Below are 12,725 nucleotides of genomic sequence, written 5' to 3' on the forward strand. Positions count from 1 at the left end.
TGAAAGAACAATCTATGTGTGGAGTCGCCATTAGTGAGTGACAGTGAACCCACCTGAAAGATAGGGAAGGCTCAGAGGAATATCCAGGCGAGAGTGCTGAACACGTTGCCGCCGATGCTCGTGCCGATGAGGGTGAGGCCGATGACGATACTACGCCGACTGCGGGCATTTGCGGGCGAAGCCAGGCTTCCAAATGCCCACCAAGTCACGCCGATGATGAAGATGGTGAGGCCGAGCGCGTGTAGCGTGAGGCTGAGTCCAGTCGCGAGTTGGGAGAGTGCCGTCGCGTCCGCCCCGGTGACGGCCCCGTAGGGCCAGCCATCCGGCAGGAAGTGGTCGCCGAGGACGAAAGCGAGGACGTCGTAGATGGCGTCGGTGGCGACGATCGCGATGAACCCCGCTGCACCACCGAGAGCCATCGCTCGGTAGCGGGCCATCGAGCGGGCGTCGTTCGAGGCGTAGAACCACCCGATGACACCGACGACGAGTGCAATCAGTGTTCCGTAGCGACCGATGAGTTCCGCGGTCTGGTAGAGTCTGAGTGCAGGCTCTACGAGGGCGCCGACACTACTCATGCGTGCTTGCCCCCTCGGCGCTTGGAGGTACGGCGACGCATCCGGACGTACCAGACGGCGAAGATGCCGAGAGCGATCCACTCGACGAAGATGAGGGAGTTACTGATTGCCGCCGAGATGTACGCGCCGACCGTCCCCACAGCACTGAACGTGAGTTCGCCCGGTGGAAGCAGATGCGTGAGACTGTCACCCTTGTAGTAGGGGTTCCCCCAGCCGGTCTCCCACACATCGCCGTCGTAGCGTGCATGAACAACGACGCCCGCCCACGTGATCGGTGCCCGCCCGGTCGCGTTCGTGGTGACGGTCTGTTTCGTGCCATCACCTTGGATGACAGTCAGGGTCTTCCCCGCGAGTACTCCCCCAGAGTCGTCGGTGAGGACGAGGGTTCCCGAGTGGGTATCACCCGTTGAGGACGTATTGACGTCCGTCAATCGGAGGATCGTTGGCGTGTACGGCTTGGAGTACGCCTCGATCTGTGAGCCGTCAAGTGTTGCGCCGAAGGGCGTGCTCACGCCTTCGACTCGCAGGGCCTCACCGGTGTCGAGATCGTTCGAGTTGACGGTGGCGACGTACTGACTGTAGAGGTCCGTAGGGGCGTCATTCTCGGGATCGTTGACGCCGTCCGGGAGCGGTGCGCCTACAAGATGCGTGGCCACTTGCCCAGCAAGGGGTGTTATCCAGCCCCAGCGTTGCGATTGGACGTCCTGCTGTGGGAAGCCCATGGTGACGTTTGCGACGCTCGTCTGATACCGATAGATCGCTGGCCAGCGATCATCCTCCGTGTAGGTGACGTCGTGTGTCGAGACTCCGCTCGCGGTTCGGACTTCGACTTCGTCGTTCCGGGAGACGCCGTAGAAGCGCCACGGTGAATCGACGTCAATCGTTTTCCCGTTGATATCGAGGTGGAGTTGCGTCCACGGGTCGGCCGGGAGGTCCTGGTCGCCGTCCCATCTGATGATGAGGCGGTCGTCGCCGGCGCCGTCAATGTGGGCGACGGTGAGGTTGAGGTTGGGGGAGTCGTAGTGGGTGATCGTCACGGGGACGCTGTACTGGGTCGTATGCGTGGAGGTGTCCGTACTGGATTTCGTCCACTCACTGCATCGCGAGCTCGTGATTCCCCAGCGGGTTTTGACCGTGGTTGTCACGTCGAGCGTGGCGGTTAGCGTGTATCTCCCACGGGGGTACGCGTAATTCTGGCTGGTCGTCCCGTCGATGGCGAGCCACGTCCCCGGGATGAGTTCGTTCCACTCGGAGTGCCCGTTGAAGCCGGGGCGGTCCAGGCGGAGGGACGTTACCTTCGCACTCGAGTCAACGAGTTCGTATGTCGCCCACTTCGTCCGATCGTAATGGTGGTAGTGGCTGGATGTGACGGTTCGCGTCGTATTATTCACCGTGATGGTTCGCGTGGCCGAGTGTTTGATCCGGCACTGGTCTTGGTAGCTGTAATCCGGTGGGGTGACAGCGCGGTAATCGTAGGGAACGTAGGCGCCGCGAGTGGGTGAGCCACCGGACACGTAGCTATCCCGATACCAGACACTGCCGAATACCTGTGTGATGCCGACCCAGGAGTCACGAACGGTATCGAAGTCGCGCTGCCCCCATTTCCGGGGGAGACTCGCGCCGTCGCTGGTCGGGTAGAGTTCGTGCCCGTTCACCATCGGGACAGCGACTCGATCAGGTTGATCAGCGTACGCCATGTATTGGTCGACGACGTGGAGACTCCGACCGATGGTGTCTCCATAGTACGCTTCGTGAATGAGCGCCTCGTCCGGATTCGCGACGTAGTGTTCTTCGGTGTCGGTATTCCATCCAACCTCGGCGTTGTAGACGGGTTGCCACTGGCCGTACTGGTTGGTGACGCGGACGAACCATTTTCCGTCGGTACTCTTCGGGCCGTCGTACGTATTGTACTCGTGGACGAGAAGGAACTGCGTCTTCTCAGTGGATGAGCGAGTCGAGTAGGGGAGCCATCGGTCCTTGTAGGGAATCGCACCGTAGTCGGTGATCTGGCGGATGTAGAGGTCCTGCGTGGCGGCGTATCGAAGGGCCTGCGAGGGTGATTGTGATTCGGCGTTGAGTTCGACTGGGCCGAACGGATAGTCGTTCTCGAAGTAGCCCGTGTATGAGATATTCGCGAGGTCAATATCGGCGTCGTTGCTCGCGAGAACCCGATAGGTGTTGTTGTAGGTCTTCTCGACGCCAGGGTTGGAACTGGGGATGACGATACTGGAGCCGAGCCCGTCTGCGGCCACGATGGTAACGGGCGCAAGGACAAGGGTCGCCACGCAGGACAGCGCGACGAGTGTGCGCCAGCCACGCATTCGGTGCTGCCTCTGCGCCCGCCGTTGAGCCTGTGAACCCGTCTCGTCAGGGTCTCGGGATGAATCAGCCCGAGAGGACATGGTGAATCAGGTTGATGACGGTCGGGAAGGCAAAGCCGATGAGTGCGACGACGATACCGGTGGCCGCCATCGTGAACCCACGGTGGCGGTTGTTCACAGAGGGGCTGACGAAGTACGCGATGATGCCGAGAATCATCGTGATAAGACCGCTCCACTTGAGGAGGGGGCCAACCCAAGCGGGGAGTCGAATCGCGTCTTGCAGATCCGAGACGAGAGTGCTGATGTCTGCACCAGCCTGAAGCGGAATGAGCGGGGGAGACTGAGCAGCGAGGACTGTGGTGGTTCCGATGTCGACGAATAGCTGACTTGGAGTAGGTACGTCGGCGAGCACGGCTGACAAGTCTATTCCTGTGAATTCGGGTACGAGTAGACTGAGTCTTCGAATGCTCCCGATGGACAGCAAGAGGTCAGTGGAGACTCGAATGAATGGGCTCACTGAGGCTGCGATATCGAGAGGCGGATTACTGGTCGTCAGCGGTCCCCCGAGGAGGACGAGCCAGTGAGTGAGTACTGCAAGGGTTTCTGGGTAGGGGTGTGTCATGAGGGTATTCTGACGTCGTCGTGGGTCTCGACGGCGTCGTGGAGTGTCGCTAGGGAAGCCATCTGTGGATAAATATTCGCGCAGCCCACATCCACCACAGTCAATGTGGGTGACAAATCCCTATATCTGCTCGTAGTCTACGATGCTCGATGCTTCGTCCCGACCACCACCAGTCGCTCGCACAAATCGCGAGTGACAGCTCACTATTCCGAGGCGGGCACGACGTCGCCAAGTGTGGAAACGCACGAGTCGACGTGTGGCCGCCTGGTGAGCCCCAGACGGGACGTTGTCTACATCTACTCAAAAGAGAACATCCTCTAATGCCCGAAATACAAGTTGACTGGCACTCTCAAGAGGAGGCCGACCGCCTCCGCGACCTCCGTGACCGACATGGGCTGGTCTGGCGCGGTGTCCTGCTTGAGGGAGCCAAACACGTGGAGAGCATAGACCTGTTCAAGGCCCTCCTGGAACTCCACCCGGAGCTGGCGACGCTGCTTCCGGCCCAACGCGGGGCCACGAACTCGAAACGAACAGCGGTCATGGAGGAACTGCGCGAGCAGATTCTCCAGCGGCAGCAGGCTCGCTCAACCACCAGTCTCCCTCGATCGGCGTTCACGAACCTCGATATTCCCGCTGATGCTACCGATTCGGACGACAGAACGGGTGACGACAAGGGCGATGAGGCTGTCGTCGACGAACAGCATGCCTCCCTTCCCCGGGGGCGGACAGGGAAAGAGGGTCGGACCCAGTCCATCGACGTGGCGTCTGCCGTCGCGCAGATGCAGCAGGCTCGCGCCACCCCCAATACGGCACCGCCGGGAAGGAAAGAGCGCGCTCGAACACATGAAGATGAGTACTGGCACGGCGCCGGGGCGCGAGCAGTCGACGCTGACGATGACAGTATATTGCGCCACCCGGGTGACACTCACGATACTGCCGAGGATTCGCTTCAGTACTATGAGGACGACGCGGACATCGTCGACCCACGATACGATGAAGAGAACGACGAGGACGAATACGGAGGCGGGTACGTATGACCCGAACGAAGGGCCCGGTGACTCGTATTTCTGTTCCGTCCGACGACGAGTACGAGTGGCTGAATACGATTCGCGAAGACCTCGGATTGACGTGGCGTGGATTGATGTTGAAAGCCGAGCAGCGGTTGCGCACCACCGAACAGACCTGGCCGGCTGAATTCCAAACGCAGACGGTCCTCGTAGCGTCTGACGCGGAGGCCGAAGCCGGGAAAACCACTGCACGCGAGAGTGGTACCGAGACCACGGTCGAGGACGAGGATGGAGAGTTGCACGCATGAGTCGGGATATCCCGATGGCGTCGCACTTGCTCGCTTCGAAGATGTTCGGCGTATCAGTCCGTAAACTGGCGGAGTCAGTCGGGCCGCCGCTCATCGTACCGATTGTCCTCTACGCGATCGGTTTCCCGCTGCTTGTGACGGCACCGTTCGTGCTGCTCGGCGGCATCGTCGGCTATGGGATCTACGTCCGGACGCCCCAGGGACAGCGCCCGCTTCGGTATGCAGGGGCGTTGGCTCGCCACGTCCGCGGTCGGACGGACTACGTCTGGAAGCCGACAGCGGCTGGCGAACATGAAATCGCCCATCGGGAGCCCTTCGAGGAATGGATTACAGGGCGTCTCACGTCAGATACCGCGGCTGTGGGCGACGGCGAGGAGAGCGATGGCCTAGTCGTAGATGTGGACACGGGCTCGGGAACGGAGACAGAATCAACTGCGGGTACTGGCCTCAATGCGGACTGGCCAGTCGCGACGACGATGACGACCAGAGACAGATATGACTGAGTACGAATCAGCCGGTTCGACGCTTGACCTCATGGACTTCAAGAATGTCCGTGATGGCGGCATCGTCGAGACGCCGACAACCTATGCGATGCTCGTTAGAGTAGAGCCACGGGAGTGGCTCATCCTCTCAGAGGAACGCCGTGAAAGCCTCTACCTCTCGTTCATGACGTTTCTGCGCGGGGTCCAATTCCCGACGCAGATCCTCTCCATGACGACTGCGTACGATCCGGAACCATACGTTGAGCGGTTCGAGAATACGGACCGGCCGCTAATCGGGTCGCGAGACAGCGACGACGAGAGCGACGAAATTGGCGAGTCACCGCTGCTCGATTACGGCCGGAAGTACCATGCGGAGTGGATTCGGCAGGTCGTTGACGTCGCCGAGATTCGGGACCGGGAGTTCTACGTCGCGGTCTCCGTCGCGAAGAATGAGGATGACGATAATGGGCTCGTCGCACAAATTCGTGGCGTCCTCCCCGGTGGGTACGATGTTGATGCCGTTCACGAGGCCGCGTGCATCGAAGAGGTGATGGCGCGCGCGCAGCGTGTGGCCTCGAAACTCCCACAGACACAGGTGAAGACCGAGATTATCGACACTCGCCCGGCCGTCCTTGAGATACTCTACGAGGTGTACCACGGCGAGAAGCCACCGGTCGAGTTCACGCAGGGGAACTATACGGCCCCTACGAAAGACGTGCAGGCGGTTGCTGACGCGGCGTACGACGCTGAGGAGGCGGCACAAGCCGAAGCGAACGAGGATGGCGGCTTTGAATTCAGTCGTGTCTCCGATACGAACCCGGAGATCGAGCGCGAGCCGGACGCCGAACCGCTCGCACCCGTTGATGATGGCGGGTACGCCCACCCGGATTTCGTCGAGCGCGTCTCAAAATCACGGATCCTGCGGTGGTATGCTCGGAATATTGGGCCGGTCGGCCACGGACGTCGCCCGGTCGTCCCGAGAGAGGTCTTTGCGGGTGTTCTCCTCGGACTCCTCGGGTTGGCACTCGGAGCCGGAGCCCTCGGTGGGTTCATCTGGTCGATGAGGGCTGTCGAACGCGCAACGGACCTCTACTGGCTGGCTCGAACGATATCGTTCGCGATGGGTGCAGCGAGTCTCCCGACCTTCCTCTTGAGTCTCGTCGTCCTCTTCCCAGCGGGACGAAAGACGAAGGGACTAGCAGTGGCGGGAGCCGTGGTCGGAGGTCTAGCGATTCGGCTCTTCCTCGAGGCGTATCCGTACGAATGGAACCCGAACGCGGCTATCACGACATTCACGGTCGAGGTGTACGCGGTGGGAACTTTCGCGCTGCTCGTGGGGGGTATCCTCGCGATTCGATCTCGCCAGAAAATCGACCTCTCGACGCTCTCCACGGTCGCCCCAAAGCACGACACCATTCTCGAATCTGACGTCGACGTACTCACTGATGGCGGGCTGGCGGGGGCTGAGACGGACAGCATCGCTGACAAAGCGGTCGATGATCAGGGCGAGAACCCTCCCGTCGCGGAAGCCGATCGCGGTGACAGTAATGAGCATGCGGTTGCCGGCGACTCGCTCGCGACGGCGAACGCGGACGCGGCGGACGAGCGAAACGAGGCCAAACAATGAACCCGCTTCACAAACTCCTCGGCCGGAACAATGCCAAGGGAGATGAGACTGAGCGCATCCCGATCGACGACCTCTCAGGCGAACAGACCCAGCTCGCCCTCGACTATTTGGAGCTCCTCAACCGGGACGCCACACGGAAGAACATCGAGTGGGCGGCCTACCAGTTGCAGGCTGAGGAAGTTCCGCTCGTCTCGGCTATCGAGTCCCTCGAAGAGCGTGAAACGTTGGATAAGAAGCTTGTTGCACCGCGTGCGATGGAGCGCCATCCGACGTTCCAGATTCGCGATGAGAAGGTCACCCAGATACTGACCGTCACGGGATTTCCGCGGAAGGTCGATCTCGGATGGCTTGTACCGCTGACGATTGCTGACGTCGACCTGCGGCTCTCACTGCATGTCACGCCGCGTGACGCGGTGAAGACGCGCCAGCAGCTCCAGCGGCGCTACACGCAGACGACGACGGCGCTCACGCTCAAGAGCCGGAAGGGCCGGACGGATACCCACCAAGACGAGCTTGAACGCGACGACCTCCTCCGGATACTCCAAGACGTGATTCGGGGGACGACGAAGGTGTACGATATCGCGATCTACATGGAGTTGATCGCGGACTCCCACGAGGAACTGGAAGCGATGCGCGAGCGCGTCGACACTATCCTCGCCGAACAAGACGTTGAGACGACGGTCCTGCAACACCAACAGATCGAGGGGAGCGGAACCATCGTGCCGCTCGCGACGGACACGATCAAGAACGCCCACCCGATTCAGTTGGAGGCACTAGCGACGTTGTTCAATCTCGTCGAGCCACCGATCTACGACGAGGACGGCATCATGATGGGATTCGACGACACGAGTCGGCCAGTCATCATCGATCGGTATTCGCACTCGGGGTTCGGGATGGTTATCTCCGGGAAGACGGGGTCCGGGAAGTCCTATGCACGGAAGCTCGAGATTTACCGCCGTCTGCTGGCCGATCCGGCCGTCCAGTGTGTGTTGTTCGACCCAGCGGGTGATGACTATCCGTTCTTCGCGAAGAAGCTCGGTGGCGAGGTCATCCGCTTCGGCGGCGCACAGAAGGTCAACCCGATGGATATCGAGCCGCCGTCGGGCGACCGTGGTGCGGCTGAGGACACGTATCCGCTGACGGTGCGCTCGGTCGTTGAGATGCTGAACACGCACTACGAAGACCGGGGCGGCCTCCCCGCCGCCGAAGAGGGGATGCTGATTCAGGCAGTCCACTACGCGTTCCTGTCGAAGGGGATCGTCCTCGGGAAGTACGAGACGTACGCGAACGAGTCACCGATCATCGACGACCTCATCCGGGGCGTCCAGGTTATCACCCACGGTGGGTATCAGACAGCCCTCGAGGAGGGGCTCGTCGACGAAGCGGAGTTCGAGCATTTCCGCGAGATGGGTGTGCTGTCCGAAGATGGTGACCCCCTCACGGAGACGCACATCTCTGTGCCGATGGCGGTGTTCACCCCCTCTGAGAAACACCAGGAGGTTGCGAAGGCACTCGAACCGAAGTTCGAGTCGTTCAAGCCCGGCGGTATCAACCACAATCTGAACGGAAAGACGAACCTCGAGTTGAACTCGCGGCTCGTCGTGATGGATATGAGCTCGTTCGCGGACACCGGCGAGATGCCGCTCATCCTCCACGCGATGCTCCAGTGGGCGTACCTCGAAGCGAAGCGCTCGCCGAACCGCTTCGACGTCACGTTCGACGAAGCGCATTACCTCCTAGGCCGGGAGTCGACGCGTGACCTGATCAACCTCTTCATCCGTCACGCGAGGCACTACGACGCTGGGCTGACGCTGATGAGTCAGACGGCCCACGAGTTCCTGCGGACGGAGGAGCGCCGCGAGATTTACGAGAACTGTGACATCAAGATGCTGTTCTACGCACAATCAGTTTCGGACGCGACGAAGGAGTACTTCGACCTCTCTCCGGCCGAAGTGAAGTACCTCCAGTCGGCTCCGCGTGGCCAGGAATCAGGATTCTCCGGGTGTCTGTTGTCGACGACGAAGCATGGGCGACGTCGTCTCGAGGTTCACTCCGGGGAGTTCGAGCACACCGTCATCGACAACGACCTCAACCCGTGGGCGTACATCGCGGAGCGGGAGGGGACGCCTCGACCAACGGACGTGGCTGGTGAGTCGACTGGGTCTGAGTTATCCCTGCTAGATATGCCGAACGTTACGAATCGGGAGTTGGATATGGAGCTCTCGAGTGAACTCGCCCGAGACCGGACGCCGTCGAACGCCGCGACGCCGAGCGGCGGGAAGTCCAGGGATTCATCGACGTCGGCCGGTGGCAGCTGATGGTTGATATTGTCGGCTGGGCGGGGTCAGTCGCGGAGGCGATCTGGGGATGGCTCGCTCAGACAGCGATGGATGCGGCAACGGAGCTCTCGACGGCGCTCACTGATGAACTCATCAAGGGCTTGCTGAAGATCCCGAATCCGTACGCATCGTCGGCGGCGGGTGGTGCGTGGACGGGAATGTTCGAGATATCGTTGGTCCTCCTCCCGATTATGATCGCGCTCGCGCTCATCGCGTGGCCGTTCAGCGAAGACCGGGAATCCGGGCTGATGGAACTCATCGTCCGGACGGTGATGGTGCTGTTACTCATCGGTGTCTCGCAGCCGGCGTGGGGGTTCGCGATCGATGCGACGAACGCCGTCACAGTCGCCATCCTCAACATCAACCCGAGTCCGGGTGGCGTGAACTATGGATTCGAGAACGACCTGTTGGGCACGTCGGCGACGTTCGGCTCGTGGTCGGTGAAGTTCGTCGTCTCGATCGTCGCGGCGATCCTGGCAGTGATTGGGTTACTGCTGGCGACGTTCTTCTTGCTCCTGCGCTGGTTCATGGTCTGGATGGTCTACATCGGAACGCCGTTCTTCGCGGTCGTCTGGTTCGTTGGCCGCGGTCCCTTCAAGTCCGTCGGGAGCGTCGGCGCGACGTTCATGCGGATGGGTGTCTTCTCACTGCTCGCCGGGCCGATCATCGCCATCCTCGTGTTGACCTTCCAGGTCATCGAGGAGGGTGGAATTCTCCAGACTGCGGGGAGTGGTGTTGGCGGGAATATCGGGTTGTTCTTCGCCGAATTAGGACTGATGCTCATCTTCCCGGTGATGCTGATCGTGACTATCTGGAAGCTGATCTCGTGGGCTGGACAGCCCATCGGCGCGGGTGAGGCGGCGACCGTCGCGACGATGGCTGTCACAGCCGCCGTCGGCGGCGCGGTCGCTGGCGCTGCTGGTGGGGCGGCCGCTGGCGGATCCGGGAGTGCTGCCGGTGGGTCTGGTGGGGCGGCCGCTGGCGGTTCATCGGGCGGTTCGAGCGCGACGGCCTCCTCGGGTACGAGCGCGGGGAGTGCTGGAAGTGCGAACGTCGGGGCCGGCGGGTCTGGTCTCGCGAGTCGGATGACCGCGCGTGCGAAAGGCGCTGTCAGCGACGTGAAACAGGGCGCACACCAGCGTGCGATGAACCACGTGAATTACTACGGAACGTCGGAGAAGCTGAACACGGGACAGTCGGCGCTCTCTGAGGCCGAGTCCGACCACCAATCGGCGTCGTCACAGGCGAAGTTCATCCAGAACGCGATGGCGAGCAAGGAGATGGATATGGTCGAGGCGAAAACGCAGGGCTTCCTCGACGCCGAGCCCACCGAAGACCAGACACCAGAGTTCAAGACCGACCCCGATACCCTCGACCAGAAGATGACGTATATGGGAACGGATGGCGCAAGTCGGTCGGTCAACCTCTCCCAGAAATTCCGGGCGGCGAAGGCCAATCAGCAGGACGCCAGCGAACGCGTCGCGACCGCCGAGACCAACGTCACGAAGAACTCCGCGCGAAAGCGCCGTGTGGAGACGGGCAAGAAGGGCGCGAGGAGCGGTGGGAAAGTTGGTTCGTTCACAGCGAAAACCGGTGCAGCCGCAATGGTCGGCGGACTCGGTGGCAATTCGTACCTTGCCTACTCGATGGGCGGTCGGGCTAATCAGCCGATGATAGGCTCGAATGGGCCGGCAGAGATATCGGCGCCGAATCGTCAACTCTCAGAGTTCGGGAAGGCGACAGCTGGGCAAGCAGCCAAGAGTAGCGACTTCGAGACCGAGAGGGAAGAGAGGTGACCAGTTGACCCACCACCTGCTGTCACCGATTGGCCACAGACGGCGGTCGGGAACGAGTGCGCTGATGACGTACCCAGCGATCAAGGTGGCATCGGCGACGAGCGTAACAAGGAGGGCGCGATTCGATCGCGAGGACATACATCCTTTTGTTGTCAATACTACGCCAAATAACTTGGATACGACGCCGACAGTGCGCTACACGGCCGTCTCTCCCGCGACTGAGGCGCGCTATGTATCTAGCACGATTCTTGCGACATCATATGCATCCGATAGAACTGCCAGGTTAACACGCATACCTACCAATACCTGAGTGTGGTCAGTAGAGTCCGGTGATGAATCCGAGGCCCATGAGGATGAGGACCACAGCCGAGAAGATTGGGAGATACGGCGTATACTGGTTAACCTTTTCCTCGTAATGAGTGTAGCCAGCGACCAGAAGCATGGTCAGGCCGACGATCCCCAGAATGACAGTGATCGAATACACACTCATCAGTTCGAGACAGTACTGCGAGCCTGCACACATCGCAATAATCTCGAACTCTTCCTCGTGGGCGAATCCCAGCACGAACGCGAACCACGCAATTCCGAAAAGCCCGCGCTCTGCCGCTTGATCAAGTTCCCCGTGGTCATGTGAATGCCCGCTACTCGTGAGACGGTTCTTCACTCGAGTAAATATCCCTGAGCTTGCCGTCGAGGCACCGTCGTGGTCATGGTCGTGGTCGCCGCCGTGGCTGTGCTCCACCTCATGGTCATGCTCGTGCGTTTCGTCTGTGTGTCCCGCCTCGCCGTGGAGATGATCATCTTCGTGAGAGTGACCCGCGTATTCCCGGATGCCGAGCAGGATGAGGAGTATGCCGGCGACGAGGCTGACAGGACCACCGATCTGGATGCCACTGACGGGGGTGATCGGGTCATTGATCTGGGTGAGACTGAAGTACGATTTCGCGTAGAAGAATACTGCCACCATCGCCAGGCTACTAATGAGGTGGCCGACACCGATGATCAGACTAGAGGCGAAGCCGTAGAGCCACTTGTTCGTCTGGTCAAGGGCGTACGCCGCGGCGACAGGCCAGCCATGGCCAGGCTCAACCCCGTGAACGGCCCCAAGGACGACCGCCCCGAGCAAAAGAGACACAGCCTCGTTATGTAGCACAGTAGTGAACGCGAGGGCGCCACGATAGGTAGGAGTTGTTAAGAACGAATTGGGGACTCCGTAATAACGGCCACTAAGGGGTCACCAAGCCAATATAGGCTATGCGCACCAGTCTCAATATTCCACAGGAGTTACTCAACGAGTTCGACAAGACGTGGGAAGCCGAGGGGATGGAGTCACGGTCTCGAGCAGTACGGGAAGCAATGCAGGAGTATGTCGAACGGCACGCGACTATCGAGGACGTCGAAGGCGAGGTCGTCGCGACCGTCGTCTTCGACTACGAACACACGCTCGTCATCGGTGACCTCCACCAGGTCCAACACGACTTCCAAGACGTGATCGCGGCGACGAGCCACACCCATCAGGGCGAGTGGTGCCTCGAGTCGGTATTCTGCCGCGGTGACGCCGCGCGCATCCGCGAACTCGTCTACGACCTCCGGGACTTCGACGCCGTCGGGCGCGCGAACGTCATGTTCCTCCAACTCGACTGACGCG

At 60.8% G+C, this 12,725-nt stretch carries 11 protein-coding genes; 7 read left to right on the top strand and 4 right to left on the bottom strand.

What is annotated here, in order from left to right; translation table 11 throughout:
• Nucleotides 1-71: 71 nt before the first annotated feature.
• From EFA46_RS15445 to EFA46_RS15455, 3 genes are all read right to left on the bottom strand, one after another.
• Nucleotides 72-575 carry a hypothetical protein gene (locus EFA46_RS15445; RefSeq protein ID WP_123078906.1) on the bottom strand — a complete coding sequence of 168 codons (504 nt, stop codon included), beginning with the start codon at nt 573-575 and terminating at the stop codon, nt 72-74.
• Nucleotides 572-2,896, bottom strand: a complete 2,325-nt coding sequence (locus EFA46_RS15450) for a hypothetical protein (protein WP_176969919.1) — start codon at nt 2,894-2,896, stop codon at nt 572-574. The genes EFA46_RS15445 and EFA46_RS15450 overlap by 4 nt, the downstream gene beginning before the upstream one ends.
• Before the next feature lie 64 nt (nt 2,897-2,960).
• On the bottom strand, nt 2,961-3,518 hold the full coding sequence (locus EFA46_RS15455) for a hypothetical protein (RefSeq protein ID WP_148040730.1): 558 nt from the start codon (nt 3,516-3,518) through the stop codon (nt 2,961-2,963).
• A gap of 320 nt (nt 3,519-3,838) precedes the next feature.
• Here EFA46_RS15455 and EFA46_RS15460 point away from each other — a divergent pair, with 320 nt between their 5' ends.
• The 6 genes from EFA46_RS15460 to EFA46_RS15485 are packed head-to-tail and all read left to right on the top strand — an operon-like array spanning nt 3,839 to nt 11,077.
• Nucleotides 3,839-4,555, top strand: a complete 717-nt coding sequence (locus tag EFA46_RS15460) for a hypothetical protein (protein ID WP_123078908.1) — start codon at nt 3,839-3,841, stop codon at nt 4,553-4,555.
• A complete protein-coding gene (locus EFA46_RS15465) occupies nt 4,552-4,833 on the top strand; it encodes a hypothetical protein (RefSeq protein WP_123078910.1) in 282 nt (93 codons plus the stop codon). Before EFA46_RS15460 ends, EFA46_RS15465 begins: the two co-directional genes overlap by 4 nt.
• Complete coding sequence (locus tag EFA46_RS15470; RefSeq protein ID WP_148040731.1) at nt 4,830-5,336, top strand: hypothetical protein; 507 nt, start codon at nt 4,830-4,832, stop codon at nt 5,334-5,336. The genes EFA46_RS15465 and EFA46_RS15470 overlap by 4 nt, the downstream gene beginning before the upstream one ends.
• On the top strand, nt 5,329-6,942 hold the full coding sequence (locus EFA46_RS15475) for a hypothetical protein (RefSeq protein WP_123078914.1): 1,614 nt from the start codon (nt 5,329-5,331) through the stop codon (nt 6,940-6,942). The genes EFA46_RS15470 and EFA46_RS15475 overlap by 8 nt, the downstream gene beginning before the upstream one ends.
• Nucleotides 6,939-9,260, top strand: coding sequence for a VirB4 family type IV secretion system protein (locus EFA46_RS15480; protein ID WP_158604298.1), 2,322 nt, complete (start codon nt 6,939-6,941; stop codon nt 9,258-9,260). Before EFA46_RS15475 ends, EFA46_RS15480 begins: the two co-directional genes overlap by 4 nt.
• Nucleotides 9,260-11,077 (top strand): hypothetical protein, encoded by a 1,818-nt coding sequence (locus tag EFA46_RS15485; protein ID WP_158604299.1) that lies wholly within the window; start codon nt 9,260-9,262, stop codon nt 11,075-11,077. Before EFA46_RS15480 ends, EFA46_RS15485 begins: the two co-directional genes overlap by 1 nt.
• Nucleotides 11,078-11,393: 316 nt before the next feature.
• Here the strand turns inward: EFA46_RS15485 and EFA46_RS15490 are convergent, their stop codons facing one another.
• Nucleotides 11,394-12,230 carry a hypothetical protein gene (locus tag EFA46_RS15490; RefSeq protein ID WP_123078918.1) on the bottom strand — a complete coding sequence of 279 codons (837 nt, stop codon included), beginning with the start codon at nt 12,228-12,230 and terminating at the stop codon, nt 11,394-11,396.
• Nucleotides 12,231-12,331: 101 nt separating this feature from the next.
• Here EFA46_RS15490 and EFA46_RS15495 point away from each other — a divergent pair, with 101 nt between their 5' ends.
• Complete coding sequence (locus EFA46_RS15495; protein ID WP_123078920.1) at nt 12,332-12,721, top strand: CopG family ribbon-helix-helix protein; 390 nt, start codon at nt 12,332-12,334, stop codon at nt 12,719-12,721.
• Nucleotides 12,722-12,725: the final 4 nt, after the last annotated feature.

The organism is Halarchaeum sp. CBA1220 (assembly GCF_003721175.2).
Taxonomy (GTDB): Archaea; Halobacteriota; Halobacteria; order Halobacteriales; family Halobacteriaceae; genus Halarchaeum; species Halarchaeum grantii.

Coding starts and splice junctions, on each gene's coding strand:
- EFA46_RS15445 (WP_123078906.1), bottom strand. CDS start 575: ATGAGTAGTGTCGGCGCCCTCGTAGAGCCTGCACTCAGACTCTACCAG.
- EFA46_RS15450 (WP_176969919.1), bottom strand. CDS start 2,896: ATGCGTGGCTGGCGCACACTCGTCGCGCTGTCCTGCGTGGCGACCCTT.
- EFA46_RS15455 (WP_148040730.1), bottom strand. CDS start 3,518: ATGACACACCCCTACCCAGAAACCCTTGCAGTACTCACTCACTGGCTC.
- EFA46_RS15460 (WP_123078908.1), top strand. CDS start 3,839: ATGCCCGAAATACAAGTTGACTGGCACTCTCAAGAGGAGGCCGACCGC.
- EFA46_RS15465 (WP_123078910.1), top strand. CDS start 4,552: ATGACCCGAACGAAGGGCCCGGTGACTCGTATTTCTGTTCCGTCCGAC.
- EFA46_RS15470 (WP_148040731.1), top strand. CDS start 4,830: ATGAGTCGGGATATCCCGATGGCGTCGCACTTGCTCGCTTCGAAGATG.
- EFA46_RS15475 (WP_123078914.1), top strand. CDS start 5,329: ATGACTGAGTACGAATCAGCCGGTTCGACGCTTGACCTCATGGACTTC.
- EFA46_RS15480 (WP_158604298.1), top strand. CDS start 6,939: ATGAACCCGCTTCACAAACTCCTCGGCCGGAACAATGCCAAGGGAGAT.
- EFA46_RS15485 (WP_158604299.1), top strand. CDS start 9,260: ATGGTTGATATTGTCGGCTGGGCGGGGTCAGTCGCGGAGGCGATCTGG.
- EFA46_RS15495 (WP_123078920.1), top strand. CDS start 12,332: ATGCGCACCAGTCTCAATATTCCACAGGAGTTACTCAACGAGTTCGAC.